Here is a 19,646-nt window from a genome sequence, read left to right on the forward strand (position 1 = left end):
CGATCGATACATCGAGCCCTGCAAAGTACTCCATCATCCGACTCCTACGCTTCCGTTTAACCGGAGCGAGGGAAGCGCCTGATGCAGCCGCTGTGCAAGACTTGGCCGCAGCCAAGTCCTCCCCAAATACAGCGGCCATCCCTCCCTTCCATTGATGCCTAGGTCTCCGCTCCTACGCCCGCTTTCGCTTGGGAACGCATGCCTGGGCGAAGGTGCGAGGACCGCTCTCATTTAGAAGGCGCCGTCGAGACGGGCGCGAAAAGATCATGCGCGGGCTGTTCCGGGCGCGCAAAAGGGTTCGCTACGGGGCCGGGCGCAGCCACCTCGTCCAACTCTTGTCGCGCCGCGCCGGAAGGCTGCAAGACGCCGGGCGGAACATTCCCGGCTTGAAGAGGCGCCGCCGCAAAAATGCCCTCGGACTGCAACAGCGGCGCAATCCGGGCGACATAGCGGCGTGTTTCGAGTGGCAGCGAACGCCGTCCGGCAAGCCAGTCTTCGTAGCGTCCCGGACCCGCATTGTATGCAGCGAGGAAGCCTTGCGCGCCGTAGCGATCGTACATTTCGCGCAGGTAAGACGTGCCGGCCAGAATGTTGTCGCGCGGGTCGAACGGGTCTTGCCCGAGGGAGAACCGGGCGCGCTGCCGCGACCAGGTTCCGGGCATGAGCTGCATGAGACCCATCGCTCCTGCTCTGGAAACCGCCCGCACCCGGCCCGCACTTTCGGCGCGGATCACCGCGTAGATCCAGTGCTCGGGAATGCCGAATTGCTGCGATGCTTCGCTGACATGCGTCGCAATCTCGACGCGCGGGGAAGGTCGGACAAACTGCTCCGATTGTGCAAAAGCCTGCCCGGGACTCGCCGCCAGCATGGCGGCCAGGATCCCCGGCAGAAGATGCGGGCGGAGCACGGAATCAGTCCTTTGCCGGGCGGCGCGCGCCGCGCGACCATATCAGGACATGGCTCTGGTCGTCAGAACTGAACAGATTGGCGCGCAGGGGCCGCGGCAATACCGGATCGTCGATGACGAGCGTGACGAAATCGCCTGCCTTGTCGCCGACATGTTTCCAGCCTGCACCCACCTCGTAGGTTTCCTCGCCTTCGCCTGCCATGATGCGATAGTCCGGGGCGTTCTCGGTGTCGCCGGGGTCGGCGGCCACCAGGGTCAGCGGTGCGTCGATGGTCAGGGTTTGCAGCCGCCCTTCAAAGCCGTCGGGTGTGGCTGCAAAAGTGCCGATACAGGTCATTGTGCGTCTCCATCATTTACGTTGGGAATGGGAAAGTCGGCGGGCGAGGCGAGCAGGACATAGTCCCCGTCGCCCGCTTCGTTGGTCCAGACGGGCCGCGCGCGCCCGATGACATCGGCGCGTGCGACCGGGCCGAAATAACGCCCGTCAAAGCTGCCGGGGGCGCGCCTGTTCATCACGAACAGTTCATCCGCAGCGATAGTCCGGCATCCTTTCCAGACGGGCAGTTCGCGTCCAAGGCTGTCGCGCCGACGCGCCGAGCCCGCAGGTGTCCCATTGATCTCGATGAGCAGGTCGCGCCGGCAGACCGTATCCCCGCCAAGCGCCGCAACCTCCTTGATGAGCGGAACGCCCGCAGGAAGATAGCCGCGCGAGGCGAGGTATTTCTGCAGCCTGAAAGCAGGATCGATCGCGACGCGGTCGCCCCTCTGGAGACCGGTCTTTCCGCCGATTGAGTACAGTCCAACCGGCACGCTGGCCGTCACGTTCCAGACCAAAAGTCGCGAGAACGGGATTGCGATGCTGGCCAGTGTCGCTGCCGCGACCATGCCTGCCAGAAAGGCGGTGCGCCGCCTCATGATTGCAGCTTTCGCCGCCGCAGCCAGTCGCGATGGCGCGCAGGGGAATAGAAACGTACTTGCATGCCCCCTGCCAGCCTGTTGTGGACATGATGCCAGTGGTCGGGAGCTACATCGCAGGGATCGATGCCAACGTCCTCGATCGCATCGATCAGCGCAAAGACCTGGCGAACCTTTGGCCAGCTTCGCACCGAGAGCAGGATTTGCGCGCCAGGATCGACCTGCGGCAGAGTGGTGAACGGCTCGCCGAAACCGGCGGCTTGGGCGATCGTGAGTGTGGAGCCAACGGTCCCGTAGTCGTTCGAAGCCCACCGAACCAAGGCAAAGACCTGTCCCGGAGCATAGCTTTCGATACGCGTCCGGCGATCGAGGATGCGCTCTGCAACGGGCTTGCCGAACCGAAGCCAGTCTTCCTGCACGCCGCCGCGCCACACCAGCGTGACATGCGTAAGTGGCGGATCACCGGAACCTGCCTCGACCGGTTCCGGAGGCGGAAGCGAAGCGCGCGCTGCGCTTTTGCACAGGCGTGGCTGTGTTAGCAGGAATCTGAAAGATTCCTTGTTAGCATTGTTAAGGGCTTCGCAGGCGCCGCGTTTTCGGCGAGTCGCGCAGGCTCCCGGTTCCCGATAGTCCGGGAATAGGGTTCCCGATCGTCCGAACGTCATGGTTCCCGATAGTCCGAACATCACGCACCCTTTTCCACAGGGGGCAGCCCGATACGGCGCCGCGCGGACGCGAAGGGATCGACAGGCGCTGCAACGAACAGGAGCCGCTCGCGGCCGAACTGGTGCTCAAGAGCGAGATTGTAGCCGGGGAGCGACTGGCGGCGAACGATGGCCCGCACTTCGAAAGCGAAACGCTTCAATGGCGAGAGCGCGCCGGACTTCAAATGCAGGTGCGAAATGTCGAAACTCCACCCGCCCTTCTGCTTCCCGCCATGCTTGCGTACGATGCGATAGAGCCAGCGCTCAAGACCGCCGGTAAGCGCGAAATAGGCCGGGTCGATGGTCAGGACGAGCGCACGATCGAGCACGCCCTCGTAGAGCCAGTCCGGCACGATCATTTCGATGCCGAGCGCTCGCCCGTTGTCGTCGAGCCGTTCGCGCCATTCGTTGATCCAGGAAAATCGTCGGCGTCGCCGCGCCCCGGCCTGCCGGATGGAGGTGGCAATGCTGGTCGACTGCAAGCGGTCGAGCGCCGCCTTCAGGCGCTCGTAGCCAGCCTTTCCGGTTCCGCGCCGGGTGAAGGTAAGGATTTCATGGGGCGTCGCCGCGATTAGGCGCGAGGTGGCTTTGCCGGCATCGCGCGCCTCGACGATCTGGCTCGCTACCCAGATCAGTACATCGGCGTCCCAGATGGTGGCCATGCCATGTTCGGCGGTCGCTTCGACCAGAATGGCGACCTCGCCCATGCGGAAGTCGATCGGCTGCACGCGCTTCGTCTTGGCGAGGCTGAAGAAAGGCCAGGCCATCAGGTCTTGGGCATCGCGCGCGGCGATGTCGCGGCCCGCGCCAACGAACAGGTCGAGCTGCCCGGCCTCGCCGTCCAATGTCCTCAAGGAGCGCATCATACCGCCTCAGCGCCGGACCGGACCGGTGTAGCCGTCGATCCGCTTGGCAGGATGGACGACGCCCTTGCCCGGATCGCTGGTCGAACGGCGCAGGCCCTGCTCGGCCCAGGCGTCGAGATCTTCGGGCCGGTAAACGATGCGGCCGCCGAGCTTGTGGTAGACAGGCCCTGTTCCATAGCATCTGTGCTTTTCGAGCGTGCGCGGCGAAAGCCCCAGATGCACCGCGGCATCTGGGGTGCGCAGGTAACGGGGACGGACCGGATCGGGGACGGCGGGCATTGTATGAGCTCCACGAGGCATGGGTGGCTGCGGCTAAGTGCCGCTGATTACGGAGGGTGATGGCGCATGCCTTGGCGATGGGGGGAGCGACACGATGCCGCGTTCGGATTTGTCGCCCCTACCGATCTGAGCTCGGCAGGATCGAGGAGGGGCGGCATCCGCGCAGAACCCGACGCTATCGCGCTGCCCGGCAGGCTTTCGGCTGCAATGCCGAAGGCTCAGAGCAATGAACCGCACCTGCGAGAGAGGCAGTGGCCAAGGGCCTGTGGGAAGCAAGGCAAGCGGGGCATGTCGCGGTCGTAGCTTCCCGCTCGCCCGACCCGCTGCCGGTTCGCAAGTGCGTGCGGGGCCCCGGAACGCATAATGCCGCACCCTCAGGAGCGCATCGCCGGATGCGCGGGACAGAGTGCGTCCCCAGCCCCGCTCCATTTATCCCGATCGCCAGTTGGCCAAGCCGATGTTTGGAGAACCGCCGATTGCTGCTGGATCGAAACTTGAACCTGTAGCTCAGCCCATAAGAGACACGAAAAAAGGGCAGGAACCGCTGCCGGTCCCTGCCCTGCAGAAAGCCTCAGAATTCGTCGAGCATTCCGCCATGGACGGTATGAACAACCCGGATCGCAAGATGTGGGGGCAGCGCGTTGTAGTCCCCTTCGTCGACCGCGCGGTATCCAAGCTCGTCATCCTCGATGACATGCTGGTCGAAGAAGCTGTGCAAGGCCCGTTGTTCGGCTGTCGCCAAAGCCTCGAAATAGTTGCGCGAGGGCAGTTTGCATTTCGTGAAATAGGTCATGATAATCCTCCTGAAATCTGTCGCGAGACGACAGGAGGTTGGCCGATGGGCCCGGGCAGACCGGGTCACAGGATCGCCTGACAGGGCGACCGCGAAGTGGCGCAGGGGGAAACGGTTTTGTCCGATGCCGGATGCAATCCGGCGGCGGACAAAATGGTGGGGCCCCTGCCGTCCTTGATGCGGGCGGCGCGGGACCATCATGCTGGAAATGCGGTAAGCCAGGCCAATCCAGTCCACCTCAAACGACCATTTCAGATGATCGCTGCCATAGTGGGTCGCCCCCCCGGGCAGCGCCTGGCTATTCCCCGGAGAGAAGTACGAGCGGAAGGACGTGTGAACAGCGAAAGAGGCCCTGCCGTTTCCGGCAGAGCCTCCTTTGGCTGGTTCGATGGCGCCGGATCAGTCGATCGGAGGAGCGTCCTGGTTGTCGCCGCCATTGGCCCGCGAGAGGAAATCGACCTTGTCGGCAAGGATCTCCGAGCCATACCGCGTCACACCGCCCTGGTCTTCCCACTGCGTGTAGTGGATACGGCCCTGGACCGAGACCAGCTGGCCTTTCGAGCAGTACTGACCGACGGTCTTGGCGAGGCCGTTGAAGCAGGTCACCCGGTGGAATTCGCTGTCCTTGGCGGTGTAGCCGTTCTCGTCCTTGTAGGTCTTGCCGTCCTTGTCGCGTGCAGGACGATCGGTGACGACAGTGATCCCGGTGACGCTGGTGCCGCCCTTGGTCTCGCGGGTGTCGGGATCGCGGGCGATGCGGCCGGTGAGGATTGCGATATTGGTCATGATCAAATTCCTTCAGTTCCTCAAACCGGAGACCATCTCCGGCTTGCGAACATCCAGAAGAAGCAGGGCTTGGGAGGACTGCACCGCAGGCCTGAAGGGCCGAAGGGAAACCTGTTCATGACGGGTGGTGCGGGCAGGCGGCGAAGCCGCCAACACGGCCGGAAAGGAACGGGTTGCGGCTCCTCAGCTGACCTGGTTCAGGACTGTTCGCGAAGAAAGCCGGATGGGTATCGGGTGCGGGTCTGAAGGTGCCAGGACCCTGCTGCAATCAGCTTACCTCATTGCCTTCCGATGCCGCCAGGAGATCCATGAAGTTGCGGGCTGCTTCCCGGTCTTCCTCGTTCTCGAAGGCCACGTCGAGGTCGGGGGCAGACCCGAGCAGGTAGAGCATGGCCCACAGGGCAAAGCGTTTTCCCCGGTCCTGCTCCAGACCGAGATCGACCTGGCATCGCTCGATCCCCGAGGCCAAGGTTTCTGCGCCAATCGCTCCAGGATCGGCAGTGCCAAAATAGCGGATGAGAAGCGTATCGAGGTCCATCGCACTCTTTTCGGATCATCGGTCGGGCCGCGGCGAGGAAGGCCAGCATTCGTGGCCCGGTCATGCGTCGCTCAATCAGCGGTGGGTTGCTCGCGAAGCCGCCGGGCGCGCTCGACGAAGTGCTCCATCTGGGTGGCGGCATGCAGGGTAAGCGGATGCGGCTTCGCATCGGCACGCGGGGATATGAATTCCGCGATTTCTTCGATTGCTGCAAGCTGATCGGCGCTGGCCTTCGACAGAAGGCCGAGCACCATGTTCTCAAGGGCGATCACCCTGATGCGCAATTGGATGATCTCGGCATCGGAAAGTGGCGGAATATCCCATTTCTCGCAATCGGCAGCGAGCGCTTCCTGCGGCCCGCAGGGCAATGCCCCGCCTTCGTCTTCCCAGCGCGACAGCGCCCCGGCTTTTCCCGTTTCCGACATATGCGGTTCCTTTCATAACCAACGAGGCGATCGTCTGCACGCTGCTCACATAGCACAAAGCCCTACCGGGATGCGCCTGGCACGGCGACAGCGAAGCCGGGCAAACGGAACCCCGCGCGGGTTGGTCTTCACGCGGGGTTCCTGAACGACCCCTTGGGGGCACCTGCGACCCGCAGGGCTTCGGGGGGAGGCGGGGCCGTCCTTTCCTGATCTTGCGTTGTTCGTTGCGATTTCTTGCCGAGGGTCTCTCCTGAATAACTGTGTCACCGGGAAACGCGTCCGATCACATGCCTTCCATGTCGTGATCGGCCATCGAGGACATGTCATGGCCCGCATGGGGATCGGCGGGTTGGGTCGCTTCGCTCGCGGGTTGCGTGCCCGCTGCTGGCGCTGCGGGTTTGGCAGTTGCGCGTGATGCGGGAGAGGCAGCAGGCCGTGAGGCGGTCGGCGCGGCGCCATTTGTCGAAAGAGCGTCCTGCCGCGCAGTCGCTGCCTCATCTTCGGAGGGAGAGGCTGCCGGATCGGCGAGGCCCGGCTCGGGTGCCGTGCCAGCCACCACCGCAGCTTCGCCCATAGGCGAAACCTCGGTGATCGGTGTGCTCTCCTGCGCCTCGTCGCAAGCAGCAAGAGCGGACATCAAGGGCGCGATCGCGAGAAACCCGATCGCTACATTCAATCTGGAAGTACGCATGCTTTTCAACTCCTTCAGAGCCAGGAAATACCGAGGTGGTTCGGTCCATGCGCGAGCTCGCCGCCAAGGAAGCCCTGGATGAGAACGAGTGCCGCCATGGAGAAGATCGAGGCGCGCAACCATGCACGGCTCTGGCTCGGCCTGCTCGCGAGATAGGCCATCGCAATACCGAGAACCGCGATCAGCATACCGTTCCATCGATGCACCTGCATGACAGTGTCGCCGCCGAACCACAGCCCGGTGTGAATCCATCCGAACAGGACTGCGACCACCGCGCCGATGGCTCCGCCGTAGACAAGCACGCGCACCGCACTTTCCAGGCCCGCTCCTTTCCGGCGCATCACGAACAATTCGGTGGCCGCAGCCATGAGAAACAAGGCGATCGGGAAATGGATCGTTGCCGGATGCAGCTTCTTCATTACGGCCATGAGTCCGGCCTCGCCCACATCCGCATGGCCACCGGCCTCGTCATGGCCTCCGCCCGCTTCGTCGTGCGCGCCGGACGACTCGCCAGCATCGGCAGTCTCGCCCATCTGCGCCATGGCCGCCTGGTCGTGCGCATCGCCATTGGTGGCAGCAGGCGCGGCGCTCGCCTGTTCGCCGTGCTTTTCGTCGCCATGAGCCTGAACGGGTCCGACGAAGAGCAGGCTTGCGGCGAGCAGCGCCAAGAATGAGGGGGCTTTCATGTCTCGTATATCTCCCGGCCCGGCAGTTGCAGTGCGACCTATGTGCCTGATACGCACGGCAGCCGCGTGCCCCTCACATTAATTTGATGATATTGGCGCGACAGATGTGCGTCCGCCGTATCACGTCTGATGGCGGCACCATCGCGATCGTTGAACGCAGTCGGCTCCTGGCCCCGTTCGGCCTGACGAACGGGGTTAAGGCGTTCGCCCACGCGCATTAGCCCCATGGGCTCAGGCGAGTTTGCTCTTCTTTGTGCGACGACGCAGCCGCGGCATCCGGTTCGCCAGCAGGACGAAACCCGACAGGGCTATGATCGTGCCGCCAATGCCGAACAGCAGAAGCCACCAACTGTTGATGCGATCGCGCTCGGTCCAGTCCATGATGTGCAGGCCCCAGATGAAATCGAACAGGCGCCAAGTATCACTACGCGCCGCCCCGAGCGTGCCGCTGGTGGCATCGATGTAGATGCGCGTCGAAGCCTCGTCGGCATAGCTGACCTGCCAGGCAGGAAAAGGCCCGCGAAACTCGGTTCCCACCGGTTGGTGAACGAGCCGCGCGTCCTCGATCGTCGTTCTCGGTCCGGTCCATGCGCGCAAGGCGATGGATCTTGCCGTCGCAGCCGAGATGGGGGAGAGTTTGCGCCCCGTCACCGAATCATGGAGGCTCACGCTACCGTCGACCTTTCGGACCTCGGTCACGGCATCGCCGTCGAGCGAACGTGTCGTTACCGCTGCAAGAGTACCGTCGCTTGCGACCCAGGCCGGGAGTGGGGCGTCGGCGGGTAGCGCCTCTTGTTCACGCGAAAGGACATGTTCGGAGCGAACTTCTTCCAGGTCGAGAAACGACATGAGGGCACCGGTTCCCATCCACAAGAGAACCTGGACACCGACGAAGATCGCCAGCCATTTGTGGATCTTGCTGCCGAGCACATGCAGGCGCAGCTTCAGCGACGGCGTTGCCAACCGGTGCTACCTCTTCGAAAGCCGTAATCAGTTGCGCGGCGCGCGCGACGAGGAATGGTACTGGACGATTCTCCACCCGTCCGCATCGTGAGCAAGCACCGATGTCGCCACGCCGTCGCGCTCGATCACCCGGCCATCGCTAAGTTCGATGCGATAGCCATACGTCTCATAGGCATGGGCCATGTGCCCCATCCGGGTGACGGTCAGCGTGGGGTCGGTAAAGGTGAAGCTCACAATCGCGTCGAGCTCGGGGCCCAAATGGTGCTCCATGTAATTCGCGAAGCTTCCTTCGGCCTTGCCATTCTCGAAGATCACCGAGTCCTCGGCGAAGAGCCCGCGCATTGCCTGCGCGTCGCGCGCTTCAAGAGCGGTGCGATAGGCCTTGAGGGTTTCTTCAGCGCCCGCGACATCGTCCGCCGGAGCGTCCATCGCGTGCATCTGATGGTTCGCATGGGAAGAGTGGTCCATCTGCTGCGCGAAGGCTGGCAGCGGTATCAGCGCGGCAACGAGCGAAGTCGCCGCGATGCGTGTCAAAGTCTTGGTCATGGAAGTTCTATCCTTTTTGAGATTTCAGAACCAGAATCGCACACCGACGACATAATTGGTGACGCTCGGATCCTCTCCGGCGGCCCGCGCAAAATCCGCGCTGTCGCCGATGCGCCATTCCTGCGAAACGCCGACATAGGGTGCGAATTCGCGCGCGAACTCGTAGCGTAGACGCAGGCCCGCCTCGATCCGATCAAGACCGGCACCGATGCCCAGCTCGGGAATGTCCTGCGCAGAAAGCGCGAGTTCGGCTCTGGGCTGGAGGATCAACCGCTGCGTGATGCGCTGGTCGAGTTCGCCCTCGATCCGCGCGGTCACATCGCCCTTGGTGGACACGAAGGCCGCAGCATCGACCTCGAAACGGTACGGCATGAGGCCCTGTATGCCGATAACCGCGTGCGTGCGCTCCGGACCGGTGAGGTCCTGGCGAACACCCGCCTGGAAATCGAAGAAGGGCGCAATGGCGCGGCTCCAGAGCGCCTGAACCTCGGCGCCTTCTATGGGTTCGCCGAAGCTGCCCTCCCCCTCTGACTTGAACCAGAATTTGTCGATGTCGCCGCCATAATATCCCTGGATGTCCCACAGATATCCATCCTTCCCCTCGCGGGCGCGGTATTCGAGCCGATCGCCTTGAAACCATAAGCGCATTCCTCCGTCGGTCTCGCGGACAAGCTCGCGGCGCGCTTCGTTCATGGCTTCCTCGCCCCAGATGGCGACCGCCGCGCGCGCGGGGCCGCTCCCGGCTTCTGGAGGAGGCGGCAGCAGCGGGATATCATCGTCCGCGCCCATCTGCATCGCCGAATGGTCCATGCCCTGCATGTCCTGCGAAGGCGTCTCCCCATGGTTCATCTGGCTGTGATCCATCTGCCCATGGTCCATCGACGAACTGGCTTCCGCCTGTCCCATCTCGCCGTGATTCATCTGCGAATGATCCATCGCGCCTTCGGCAGGCTTGCCCTGCGGCACCGAGCCGTGATCCATTCCCTCATGACTTTCGGGCGATGCCTGTGGACGGGCAGCGTCCATCGGCATTGTCATGCCAGAATGACCGTCCCGAGCGGTCATCGAACCATGATCCATGGTTGAATGATCCATCTCGGAGTGGTCCATGGCGGCTTCAGGCTGAGCAGCCGGTTCGCATGCTCCATCTGCTACGGGATGCCCCATTGCGCGATGGCGCTCGGCTTCTAGTTCGCACTTTGTCTTCGCGTCAGACTGCGCCTCGACACTCTGCTGCGGTCCCGTCGGCGAATGACCGGCATGCTGTGCCGCCGCGGGGGAGGCGAGAACTGAGCCGGCTGCGACCGATGCGAGCAGGCTGACAATACGAATTTTCATGCTTCGCTCCCGTCGGGATTGGCGACCGTGACGATCTGAAACATCCCGGCATGCATGTGGTAGAGAAGGTGACAGTGGAAGGCCCAGTCGCCCGGCTCGTCCGCCGTCAGGTCGAACTGCGCGCTGCCACCCGGCTGCAGGATTACCGTGTGCTTGAGCGGTTGACGATCGGCCGGCGCGCCATTGACCAGCTCGAAGAAATGACCGTGCAAGTGAATGGGGTGCGCCATCATCGTGTCGTTGACGAGCTTCACGCGCACGCGCTCGTTATAGGCGAAACGGATCGGCTCGTCTGAGACGGCGGAGAACTTCTTGCCGTCGAACGACCACATGTAGCGCTCCATATTGCCGGTCAGATGAATTTCCATTCGCCGGGACGGCGTGCGGCCCTCGCGGTGTGGAGTCAGAGCGCGCAACTTGCGATAGTCGAGCGTACGATGCGGCACATCGGCGAGACCGATACCGGGATCGCCCATGCGATCGACCGGGTTCATCGAGACCATGTCGAGACCGGGCCCGACCTTCACATCGGGCGGCAGAAGCGAGGTGTCGCGCATCTGCATGCCCGACATGCCGGCCATGCCTGCCATCTCGGATTGGCCGGACGAACCATGATCCATCCCCGCCATGTCGCCGCCACTTCCGTGGTCCATGCCCGACATGCCGGCATCGCCAGACGAGCCGTGGTCCATGCCGCTCATGCCCATGTCGGCCATGGTCAGAAGCGGCGGATCGCGCAGCGGCGGAATGGCGGCGCGAGCGCCGGGTGCGCTCGCGAGTGTGGCAATACCCATGCCCGAGCGGTCCATCGACTCCGCGACCAGCGTGTAGGCCTGTTGCGCGCCCGGCGTCACGACGACGTCATAGGTCTCGGCCACACCGATCTGGAACTCGTCGACCTCAACCGGCTCGACGTTCTGCCCGTCTGCCTGAACGATGGTCATCGGCAGGCCGGGAATGCGAATATTGAAGAAGGTCATGGCGCCGGCATTGATGAAGCGCAGCCGCACGCGTTCGCCCGGGCGGAAGAGGTATTCCAGATTGTCGAGCGGGCCATGGCCGTTCAGAAGATAGGTATAAGCCGCGCTCGACACGTCGAGGATGTCCGTCGGCATCATGCGCATTTTCGCCCACATCCGGCGATCCTCGCCCGAAAGCGGGTAATCGTCGGTCCAGGTGTTCTGGTTGTAGTTGAAGTAGCCTTCGCCCTTCTTGAGCTTGTCGAAAATCGTGTGGGGCGACATTTCGCTGAATTCGCTCAGCACCACGATATATTCGCGGTCGGCCTGGACCGGATCGGGTCCGGCGGGGTCGATCACGATCGCGCCGTAATGCCCGGCCTGCTCCTGCAGGCCGCTATGCGAGTGCCACCAGTAGGTACCCGACTGGCGAACCGGAAATTCGGCGGTGAAGGTCTCTCCCGGTTTGACACCGGGAAAGCTCACGCCAGGCACTCCATCGAGCTGAAACGGCACGAGCAGACCGTGCCAGTGGATCGAGGTATCTTCCTCGAGCTGGTTATGGACATTGAGCCGGACGGTCGTGCCTTCCTGCAATCGCAACAGCGGACCGGGGATCGTGCCATTGACGGCGATCGCGCCGCCGCGCCTGTTGCCGGTCGCGAAGGCCGATCGGGCAACGGTGAGGTCGATATTGGGGCCGGATATCTCGTCCAGCCCCTTGCGGGCGTTACCTGCGAGGATGTCCGCGCCCCGTGCCCAGGCAGGCATCGCCCCGGCAAGGCCGAGCAGACCCATTCCTCCTGCTCCGGCTCCGAGAAACTTGCGTCGATTGACGGCGATCATAAAGGGCTCCTGACGTGGCGTTCACCGTTACTTACGCGCGCGCCCATCCAACCCCTCAAAGTTTTTCGAAGCGCTCCTTTAGTCTGTTGCGCGCGCGGTATACGCGGGTTTCGATCGCCTTTTCGGTCGTTCCGAGAAGATCGGCCGCCTCGGCCTGGCTACGCCCCTCGATGGTCACGAGCACAAGCGCTTCGCGCAGCCTTACAGGCATTCGCGCGATCTCGGCCTGAACGAGATTGAGCTCTTCCCTGGAAACGGCCAACGCTTCAGGACCCGGCAAATCGTCGGCGATGGAATGGAGTTCGTCATCACCCGACAGTCCGAAAAAGCCCGCGACCTTGCGCCTGCGCAAACGGTCCCGGCAGCGGTTGAGGACGACGGTTGTCAGATAGGGTCCGATCGGCTTGTCCGGATCGAGCCGATGGCGCGTCAGCCACACCGAAGCGAGGCTGTCCTGAACAACGTCCTCCGCCTGAGAAGGAGAGGAAAGCATGCGTGTCGCGAGCGCGAGAAGCCGACCGGTTTCATGCTCGACGAGCTTGCTGAAAGCCCGCTTGTTACCGGCCCTCACCTGCGAGACAAGGGCCTCATCCGGATTGTCGCCCGCCCCCCACATGGCGCTTCAGTCGCGCGGGTCGCGGGTCAGGGCGTCGGAGACCTTGCGGTCGAACTGGCGTTGCTGCTCGGGTTCGAGAATTTCACGCATGTCGAAGACATGGCGCACCGTTGCTTTCTGCAGATCGCCCATACGCGCATGCACCTCGTCGATCGCGGCCGAAACCTCGGGACCGTACTCGTGCTCATTTTCCATCGCCTGGGCGAGCCGGGCATTGGCTGCGCGCGCCGATCCTTCGAGCCGTGCCCTTTCGACAGCGAAACGGGCCTCGAGCGCATCGAGACGCTGCTCCTGGTCGGTCGTCAGGGTGAGCTCGTCGTGCACGAAATCGTGGAGGCCGGAGCCAGCCTCGTGATTGGCCCAGCGATCCGCGGCAATCGCGCCGAGGCATCCTGCAAGTGCTGCGAGAAGCACCGCGAGAACGATATGCGTCGTCTTCAAACCTTATTGCTCCACATGGAGGAGCGCCGATGGGGACAGCTGTTCGCCGAGGATAAGACTCTCGCCAAATGACGCGGAAGACGTGCCATAGCCGCCGGGCCAACCGCTCGTTCCGGCGCCAGCTCCAAGCCCGACGACGAACAGACCGACGAACAGAGCCGTCCTGCGGCGTCGGTCGGCGATTTCGCCAAGCTGTCCGGCGCGCTGCCAAACGCCATCCATGAAGTCGGCGGGGACCTCGCTGGTGCCGGTGGCGGAAAGGGTTCCGAGCACCGCATCAAGAGAGTGATTGTCACGCATCCGAAAAACTCCTGTGGGTTGCACGTGTCCTATACGCGCTCGCCTGCACAATCCCTTAAACTTCTTTTTTTGAGGGAATGTCCACCACCATACGTAATCGAGACGGGTCTGTCAGAATCGGGTCGAACCCGGGATGAATGGAAACCAACTCGTGAGCAATATCACCGCACCTGAAGATCACGGCGAATTTACGCCTCTTCTTGGCAAGAGCTTTCTGACGCCGCTTTACGACCGGGCGATCGGTCTGTTCACCCGCGAACATCTCTGGCGCCAAAGGATTGTCGAAGAGCTGCACCTTGTCCCCGGCGACCGGGTGATCGATGTTGGCAGCGGAACCGGCACTCTTCTCAAGGCCTTGATGACGGATTGTCCGGAAGCGGGTCTGATCGGTGTCGAACCCGACCCGGATGCGCTCGCGCTTGCGCGGCGCAAGTTTGGCGCGGGAGCCGATCTCGTGAAATGGCACAATGGCTTTCTCGAAAGCCTCAAGCTACCCGCAGGGTGGCAGCCGAACAAGATCGTCAGCAGCCTCGTCCTGCACCAGGTCCCCTTGCGCAAGAAGCAGACAATCCTGGAAACCATCGAAAGCTTGCTCGTGCCAGGCGGAACCGTGTTGATCTCCGATTATATGAAGCAGGATAGCCCACTCATGCGGAGCCTCTTCCGGGCGACCGTCCAGTCTCTTGACGGCATAAGCGACACGCAGCCCAGCGCCGACGGCGAAGTCGAAAAACTGTTCGCCGAAATCTTCACCGAGCCATGCCTGCTCCAACGGTTCCCGACGGCAACCGGGACGATCTCGCTATGGCGCGGATACAAGAAAGGAATTGCACAATGAATTTGAAAAAGCCTTCGCTGCTCCGGCGATCGATTAGCGGCGCGGCCTTGCTCGTGCTGGCAGCCTGTTCGAACGTGGCTCAGGCAGCGACCTATACGATGTTCCGGGATCCAGGATGTGGGTGCTGTCTCAACTGGGCAGGCCATGTCGAAGACGGGATGAACACGAAGGTGGCATCGGTCGACAGCAACGACATGGCGGCGATCAAGACCGCGCGGGGCGTACCCCAAGAGTTATGGTCATGCCATACGATGGAGGTCGATGGATACATCATCGAAGGTCACGTGCCTGCAGAAGCCGTCGCCAAGCTTTTGCGCGAACGGCCCGCCGGCGTTGCCGGCCTCGCGGTTCCGGGAATGCCTCTGGGATCGCCCGGCATGGAGGCCGGAAACCGGATCCAGCCTTACGACGTCATCGCCTTTGGCCCAACCGGACAGAGCGTCTTCGCGTCCTTTCCGTAAGGGGGTGAAGCCACTCCATGCGTCGGCATGAAAGGTTGCAGGCGATGAGGACTAATTGCGGGAAGCGACACAGAAGCCTGTCGAACTTCTCGCCGGGTCCGGGCTGGCTGCCCCCACAGTCCCGGACCCTTCCAATTTGTATGATTGCAGCACGCACGAAATAGGAGAAATGCGATAGTCAAAAGCTCGGTCAGAAATGCTGGATCTTTTTAAGGGGTGAACCTCTGCCCAACGTACTGCTTGTCGTGATGCTTCTCGGACGGGATGACATAGACAGGGGAAAGACTTGCAGACAGATGGCGACGATCAACATAGCGAGAATGCGGGCTCGATAACGTTGCTGGGCGGTGTCGCGATGGGGACCGGCGTCATGATTGGCGCAGGTATCTTCGCACTGACCGGCCAGATTGCCGAACTGGCTGGACCGTTATTTCCGCTTTCTTTCATAGTCGGCGCGCTGGTTACCTCGCTTGCCGCCTACAGCTACATCAAGATGTCGAACCGCTGGCCCTCCTCTGGCGGCATCGCGATGATCCTTCAGAAGGCTTACGGACCGGGCGTCGTTGCAGCATCGGCATCGCTCCTGATGGCGCTGTCGATGGTCATCAACGAAAGCCTGGTCGCTCGGACCTTCGCGACCTATGCCTTGCGGCCCTTTGGGCTCGAAAGCAGCGGCATTCTGGTCTCCGTCGCGGCACTGGCCCTCATCGTTTTCGCCTATTTCGTGAATGCTGCCGGCAACAAATCGGTCAGCGGGTTTTCGCTCATTATGTCGGCAATCAAGATCGGCGGCATCGCCCTGTTCGCAATTGCGGCGATCTGGGCCACCGGATTTTCAGGCGGTGCCTTCGCAGAGCCGGTCGCGCTTTCGGGCCTCGACGCGTTGCTCGCTTCGGTCGCTTTCTCGATCCTCGCTTTCAAGGGTTTCACCACCATCACCAACAGCGGCGGCGAAATCATCGATCCGCATCGGAATGTCGGCAGAACCATTATCATTTCGATCGCAGTATGCGTGGTCGTCTACCTTCTCGTCGCGGTGGCGGTCGGCGCCAGCCTCAGCACTTCAGAAATAGCCGAGGCGCGCGATTACTCTCTTGCGGCAGCTGCGCGCCCCGCGCTCGGAGAGCTTGGCTTCTATTTCACAGTCGCAATCGCGATCGCAGCCACGACCTCGGGTGTCATCGCCAGTGTTTTCGCCGTTTCGCGAATGCTGACGATGCTGACCGAGATGAAGATGATCCCGCATAGCCATTTCGGCATGAGCGGACCGATCCGCAGTCACATGCTGGTCTATACCGTAGTGATTGCCGGCACGCTCGCGGTCCTGTTCGATCTGTCGCGGATCGCTTCGCTCGGAGCATTTTTCTATCTCGTAATGGACATGCTTGTGCATTGGGGCGTGCTGCGCGGTTTGCGGGAAGAGATCGGTGCGCGTGCCTGGGTGCTATGGTCGGCACTCGTGGCGGACAGCGTAGTCCTGACAGCTTTTGCCTTCGCCAAGCTCAAAACCGACCCTGCGGTCGTCGCCTATGCGGTCGCAGGCATTGCCGCCGTTTTCATCGCCGAATGGTTCTATTTGTCCAGGCGTTCGCAAGCGATGGACTCCGCTTCAGAAAGACCGGCGGAAGAGAGGCGGTGACCCCGTTAGTAGAACACGAGCGCAAAGGCAGCGACCAAAAGCCGACGAGGATCGAGGCGCCAAGTTCGCGGATCAAAAGAAATTCAAGACGGAGCATATCGTGACGACTAAAACTGCCACCGTTTACCGAATGGTCATGCCGGACCACGTTTGTCCGTATGGATTGAAAACGGTCGATTTGCTCAAACGCGAAGGTTTCGAGGTGGACGACCACCATTTGAAAACGCGCGAGGAGACCGATGCGTTCAAAGAGCAGCATGGGGTAGAAACCACCCCCCAAACCTTCATCGGCGGGAAGCGCATCGGAGGTTACGACGATGTCCGTGAGCATGTCGGCAAGAAAAGAACGCAAGCCGGTGATGACGAGACCAGCTACCAGCCCGTCATTGCCATTTTCGGCGTCGCTTTCCTCCTGGGTCTGGCAATTAGCTGGTACGTTTTCGACACGATTTTCACGGTGGAAGCGGTCGAATGGTTTGTCAGCCTATCGATGGCCTTGCTCGCGATCCAGAAGTTGCAGGACGTGCGCAGCTTCTCGACCATGTTCCTCAACTACGATCTGCTGGCGCGACGCTGGGTACGATATGGATTTCTATATCCGTTCGGTGAGGGTTTGGCTGGAATATTAATGGTCGCGCACGCGCTTCCGATCGTCTCGGTTCCGGTATCGCTGTTCATAGGGACGGTCGGCGCGGTCAGCGTGTTCAAGGCGGTCTACATCGACAAGCGCGAGTTGAAATGCGCTTGCGTCGGCGGAGGCAGCAACGTGCCGCTCGGCTTCGTATCGTTGACCGAGAACCTGTTCATGATCGGTATGGGTCTTTGGATGGGTGCCAAGGCCCTGGGTTGGGTCTCGCTATGATTTGGGCACTGCTTCTCGGTTTCGCGCTGTTCGCGATCTCTCTCTACTTCCACATGTTGATGCTGCGCGGGGCGAAAGCCGTTTCTCCGCCAGGCAAGGACCCACGCCATTTCCGGCTGCTTGCAGGCTCCAGCCTCGTTCTTCTCAGCCATCTGGTCATCGCCGGCATATTCGCGGGCGGAATGTATCTCGCTTCCGTCTGGGGCCTTGGCGGGCTCGAGAAGGACGTCATCAACAGCTGGATGGATTATTACTACTTCGCGCTGATCACGATCTCGACGGTCGGTCTCGGCGATATTCTGCCCGCCGGGCACATGCGCGCCATTTCCGGCATCGCCGCCCTTACCGGGTTCCTGATGATCAGTTGCACCGCCCAATATGTCTATCAAACCATGAGCGAAAAGGAGAATTGATATGGCTGAAGCTAGGCACGATGCACACGAAAAAGGTGGAGGGGGCGGCAACTACTGGCGGTTCATGGCAATGGTATCGACCTCGACCGTGATCATGTTCTTCCTGATGTATGCCAACAGCTTCGACATGGACGACGTTTTCTGGAGCGAGACGCGCTTCTGGATGATGTTCGTCATGGGCGCGATGATGATGGTGGTCATGCTTCTCTTCATGTGGGGCATGTACAAGGACCGGACCAAGAACTTCATCATCCTGGGTGTCGGAGCCGTCGTCTTCGCGCTCGCGCTATGGCTCGTACGCAGCCAGACCACGGTGGACGATACCGAATACATGGCCGCGATGATCCCGCACCACTCGATCGCGATCATGACTAGCGAGAGGGCGAGCCTGAAGGATCCGCGGGTTCGCGAACTCGCGCAGGCCATCATCGTCGCGCAGCGGCGCGAGATCGCCGAGATGAAATATCTCATCCAGGACATCGAGGAAAACGGTCCGCGCACCGAAGAACGCCTGCCCGAGGAGATGCAGCAATGAACAAGATCGCAATCCTGACGCTTGCAGCCCTCCCTCTGGCGGCCTGCAATACCAACACCGCGATCGGTAATGACCGCGAAGCACAGCTCGATCCTCCGGCAACGGCGGCGCCGATAGAGAGTGCTGCGAGCGCTCTTGCCAATCTCAGCCCCGGCCTCATGCTGCCCGAGACCATGAGCGACGCGGACCTCACCGCGCTGGGAGCCGAGAACACGTGCCAGTTTCGCCTGACAGAGGTCGCGTTTCCGTCGTTCGTCTACGACAACAGCGGTCGCGGGGCGATCAAGATCAATGGCAAACTGATCCCCGTGACGGCAAGCGGCTCGGAAGAGTATGCGGATGGTGAGCTTCGTATCCGCACGCGCCTTCTCGATGACGAAGGAGACGCGGGCCTGCAGATGCAGGAGCTCATCGTCGCCGGCCCCCGGATGAAGGACGAGTTCGGGTTCTGGGGGTACACGACCTGCGGCAACAGCGAAGCGTGAACACGAGCGAGCGGGCGCCAGCGTGCGTCGGTGCCCGCTCCATGATCATGATCGGCCCGGCACGCGCGGCCGAATTTATAATGAGGTGCTACAGTGGAAGCTGAGCCTGTGAGCGATGCAGCCCCCCTTGCGGTCTTCGGTGCCGGAGGAAAGACCGGCACGGAAATATTACGCCATGCGGTTCGCAAGGGCATGGAGGTTCGAGCCTTCGAGCACACCTTGCCCGAACCATCGGACCGGGTCGACAACGTCGAGTACCTCCAGTGCGATGTACTCAATGACGACTTCAGCAGCGAGCTCGAAGGTTGCCGTGCTGTTATTTCCGCACTCGGTATAGAGTTTAGTCCATCTACGGCGATCGATCCGCCTCCGCTTTATACGGAGGGAACCCGCAAGCTGGTGGAAGCGATGTCGACGACCCGCATTTCCCGGATCGTCGTGATATCGGCGGCGTTTGTAGAGCCGCAGCCCAGCGTTCCTGCATGGTTCGAGCTCACAGCAAGACCAGCCTTGCACAATATTCTCGAACAGATGCGCGCCATGGAAGATCTTCTGGAGCGCGCGAAAGGCCTGAAATGGACGGCTGCGCGACCGGGCTGGCTCCTCGACGAACCCTATACCGGTGAAGCCGTCATTTCCGACGAGCGCCTTGCCGAAGGTTGCTTTCGCTGCCGGCACGCCGACCTCGCGGCAGCGATGCTCGAATTCGTCTGCGAGAACACCTGGGTCAACGCCAAGCCCGCAATAGCCCGCCCAGAAGAAGACCGCTTCGAGAACGTCTCGGCGCTCAAGGCCGAACTCGGGATCGACTAG

Annotated in this window: 27 protein-coding genes; 8 read left to right on the forward strand and 19 right to left on the reverse strand. The window is 61.9% G+C overall.

Annotated elements, in window-relative coordinates:
• Window positions 1–227 precede the first annotated feature (227 nt).
• From AC13F2_RS01975 to AC13F2_RS02065, 19 genes are all read right to left on the reverse strand, one after another.
• Window positions 228–908 (reverse strand): lytic transglycosylase domain-containing protein, encoded by a 681-nt coding sequence (locus AC13F2_RS01975; protein ID WP_369813971.1) that lies wholly within the window; start codon window positions 906–908, stop codon window positions 228–230.
• Between the two features lie 4 nt (window positions 909–912).
• The gene (locus AC13F2_RS01980) at window positions 913–1,245 is read right to left on the reverse strand and encodes a DUF736 domain-containing protein (RefSeq protein WP_010236492.1); all 333 of its coding nucleotides are present in this window, start codon (window positions 1,243–1,245) and stop codon (window positions 913–915) included.
• Window positions 1,242–1,823, reverse strand: coding sequence for a S26 family signal peptidase (locus AC13F2_RS01985; protein ID WP_054522839.1), 582 nt, complete (start codon window positions 1,821–1,823; stop codon window positions 1,242–1,244). Before AC13F2_RS01985 ends, AC13F2_RS01980 begins: the two co-directional genes overlap by 4 nt.
• Window positions 1,820–2,509 (reverse strand): DUF2840 domain-containing protein, encoded by a 690-nt coding sequence (locus tag AC13F2_RS01990; RefSeq protein ID WP_230782952.1) that lies wholly within the window; start codon window positions 2,507–2,509, stop codon window positions 1,820–1,822. The genes AC13F2_RS01985 and AC13F2_RS01990 overlap by 4 nt, the downstream gene beginning before the upstream one ends.
• On the reverse strand, window positions 2,509–3,390 hold the full coding sequence (locus AC13F2_RS01995) for a replication initiator protein A (protein ID WP_054524472.1): 882 nt from the start codon (window positions 3,388–3,390) through the stop codon (window positions 2,509–2,511). The genes AC13F2_RS01990 and AC13F2_RS01995 overlap by 1 nt, the downstream gene beginning before the upstream one ends.
• Window positions 3,391–3,399: 9 nt before the next feature.
• Window positions 3,400–3,672: a helix-turn-helix transcriptional regulator gene (locus AC13F2_RS02000; protein WP_010240237.1), complete on the reverse strand. Its 273-nt coding sequence runs from the start codon at window positions 3,670–3,672 to the stop codon at window positions 3,400–3,402.
• A gap of 571 nt (window positions 3,673–4,243) precedes the next feature.
• Window positions 4,244–4,465 (reverse strand): hypothetical protein, encoded by a 222-nt coding sequence (locus AC13F2_RS02005; protein WP_054523320.1) that lies wholly within the window; start codon window positions 4,463–4,465, stop codon window positions 4,244–4,246.
• 399 nt (window positions 4,466–4,864) lie between these two features.
• Window positions 4,865–5,251, reverse strand: coding sequence for a single-stranded DNA-binding protein (locus AC13F2_RS02010; RefSeq protein WP_054523319.1), 387 nt, complete (start codon window positions 5,249–5,251; stop codon window positions 4,865–4,867).
• A gap of 268 nt (window positions 5,252–5,519) precedes the next feature.
• On the reverse strand, window positions 5,520–5,789 hold the full coding sequence (locus AC13F2_RS02015; protein WP_054523318.1) for a hypothetical protein: 270 nt from the start codon (window positions 5,787–5,789) through the stop codon (window positions 5,520–5,522).
• Between the two features lie 71 nt (window positions 5,790–5,860).
• The gene (locus AC13F2_RS02020) at window positions 5,861–6,214 is read right to left on the reverse strand and encodes a hypothetical protein (protein ID WP_010240464.1); all 354 of its coding nucleotides are present in this window, start codon (window positions 6,212–6,214) and stop codon (window positions 5,861–5,863) included.
• A gap of 283 nt (window positions 6,215–6,497) precedes the next feature.
• The gene (locus AC13F2_RS02025) at window positions 6,498–6,905 is read right to left on the reverse strand and encodes a hypothetical protein (protein WP_156502108.1); all 408 of its coding nucleotides are present in this window, start codon (window positions 6,903–6,905) and stop codon (window positions 6,498–6,500) included.
• A gap of 14 nt (window positions 6,906–6,919) precedes the next feature.
• On the reverse strand, window positions 6,920–7,591 hold the full coding sequence (locus AC13F2_RS02030; RefSeq protein WP_054523316.1) for a DUF2231 domain-containing protein: 672 nt from the start codon (window positions 7,589–7,591) through the stop codon (window positions 6,920–6,922).
• A gap of 231 nt (window positions 7,592–7,822) precedes the next feature.
• Window positions 7,823–8,554: a PepSY domain-containing protein gene (locus AC13F2_RS02035; RefSeq protein WP_482964159.1), complete on the reverse strand. Its 732-nt coding sequence runs from the start codon at window positions 8,552–8,554 to the stop codon at window positions 7,823–7,825.
• Window positions 8,555–8,581: 27 nt separating this feature from the next.
• Window positions 8,582–9,100 (reverse strand): YybH family protein, encoded by a 519-nt coding sequence (locus AC13F2_RS02040; RefSeq protein WP_482964160.1) that lies wholly within the window; start codon window positions 9,098–9,100, stop codon window positions 8,582–8,584.
• Between the two features lie 24 nt (window positions 9,101–9,124).
• Window positions 9,125–10,438, reverse strand: a complete 1,314-nt coding sequence (locus tag AC13F2_RS02045; RefSeq protein ID WP_054523314.1) for a copper resistance protein B — start codon at window positions 10,436–10,438, stop codon at window positions 9,125–9,127.
• Window positions 10,435–12,243: a copper resistance system multicopper oxidase gene (locus AC13F2_RS02050; RefSeq protein WP_054523313.1), complete on the reverse strand. Its 1,809-nt coding sequence runs from the start codon at window positions 12,241–12,243 to the stop codon at window positions 10,435–10,437. The genes AC13F2_RS02045 and AC13F2_RS02050 overlap by 4 nt, the downstream gene beginning before the upstream one ends.
• A 55-nt stretch (window positions 12,244–12,298) precedes the next feature.
• Window positions 12,299–12,859 (reverse strand): RNA polymerase sigma factor, encoded by a 561-nt coding sequence (locus AC13F2_RS02055; RefSeq protein WP_482964161.1) that lies wholly within the window; start codon window positions 12,857–12,859, stop codon window positions 12,299–12,301.
• 6 nt (window positions 12,860–12,865) lie between these two features.
• Window positions 12,866–13,300, reverse strand: a complete 435-nt coding sequence (locus tag AC13F2_RS02060) for a Spy/CpxP family protein refolding chaperone (protein ID WP_054523311.1) — start codon at window positions 13,298–13,300, stop codon at window positions 12,866–12,868.
• Window positions 13,301–13,303: 3 nt separating this feature from the next.
• Window positions 13,304–13,600, reverse strand: a complete 297-nt coding sequence (locus AC13F2_RS02065; protein WP_009823994.1) for a hypothetical protein — start codon at window positions 13,598–13,600, stop codon at window positions 13,304–13,306.
• Window positions 13,601–13,733: 133 nt separating this feature from the next.
• On the opposite strand from AC13F2_RS02065, the gene AC13F2_RS02070 reads away from it, so the two are divergent.
• From AC13F2_RS02070 to AC13F2_RS02105, 8 genes are all read left to right on the forward strand, one after another.
• Window positions 13,734–14,438, forward strand: a complete 705-nt coding sequence (locus tag AC13F2_RS02070) for a class I SAM-dependent methyltransferase (RefSeq protein WP_038283671.1) — start codon at window positions 13,734–13,736, stop codon at window positions 14,436–14,438.
• Complete coding sequence (locus AC13F2_RS02075) at window positions 14,435–14,899, forward strand: DUF411 domain-containing protein (protein ID WP_008603937.1); 465 nt, start codon at window positions 14,435–14,437, stop codon at window positions 14,897–14,899. Before AC13F2_RS02070 ends, AC13F2_RS02075 begins: the two co-directional genes overlap by 4 nt.
• Window positions 14,900–15,185: 286 nt before the next feature.
• On the forward strand, window positions 15,186–16,538 hold the full coding sequence (locus AC13F2_RS02080; protein WP_009823996.1) for an APC family permease: 1,353 nt from the start codon (window positions 15,186–15,188) through the stop codon (window positions 16,536–16,538).
• Window positions 16,539–16,668: 130 nt separating this feature from the next.
• Window positions 16,669–17,400, forward strand: coding sequence for a glutaredoxin family protein (locus AC13F2_RS02085; protein WP_051051475.1), 732 nt, complete (start codon window positions 16,669–16,671; stop codon window positions 17,398–17,400).
• Window positions 17,397–17,813, forward strand: a complete 417-nt coding sequence (locus tag AC13F2_RS02090; RefSeq protein ID WP_008603934.1) for a potassium channel family protein — start codon at window positions 17,397–17,399, stop codon at window positions 17,811–17,813. Before AC13F2_RS02085 ends, AC13F2_RS02090 begins: the two co-directional genes overlap by 4 nt.
• Window positions 17,814–17,883: 70 nt before the next feature.
• Window positions 17,884–18,348 (forward strand): DUF305 domain-containing protein, encoded by a 465-nt coding sequence (locus tag AC13F2_RS02095; protein WP_008603933.1) that lies wholly within the window; start codon window positions 17,884–17,886, stop codon window positions 18,346–18,348.
• On the forward strand, window positions 18,345–18,833 hold the full coding sequence (locus AC13F2_RS02100; protein WP_008603932.1) for a DUF6692 family protein: 489 nt from the start codon (window positions 18,345–18,347) through the stop codon (window positions 18,831–18,833). The genes AC13F2_RS02095 and AC13F2_RS02100 overlap by 4 nt, the downstream gene beginning before the upstream one ends.
• A gap of 108 nt (window positions 18,834–18,941) precedes the next feature.
• Window positions 18,942–19,646 carry an NAD(P)-dependent oxidoreductase gene (locus tag AC13F2_RS02105; RefSeq protein WP_054523310.1) on the forward strand — a complete coding sequence of 235 codons (705 nt, stop codon included), beginning with the start codon at window positions 18,942–18,944 and terminating at the stop codon, window positions 19,644–19,646.

Source organism: Qipengyuania sp. L-5Y, assembly GCF_056859455.1.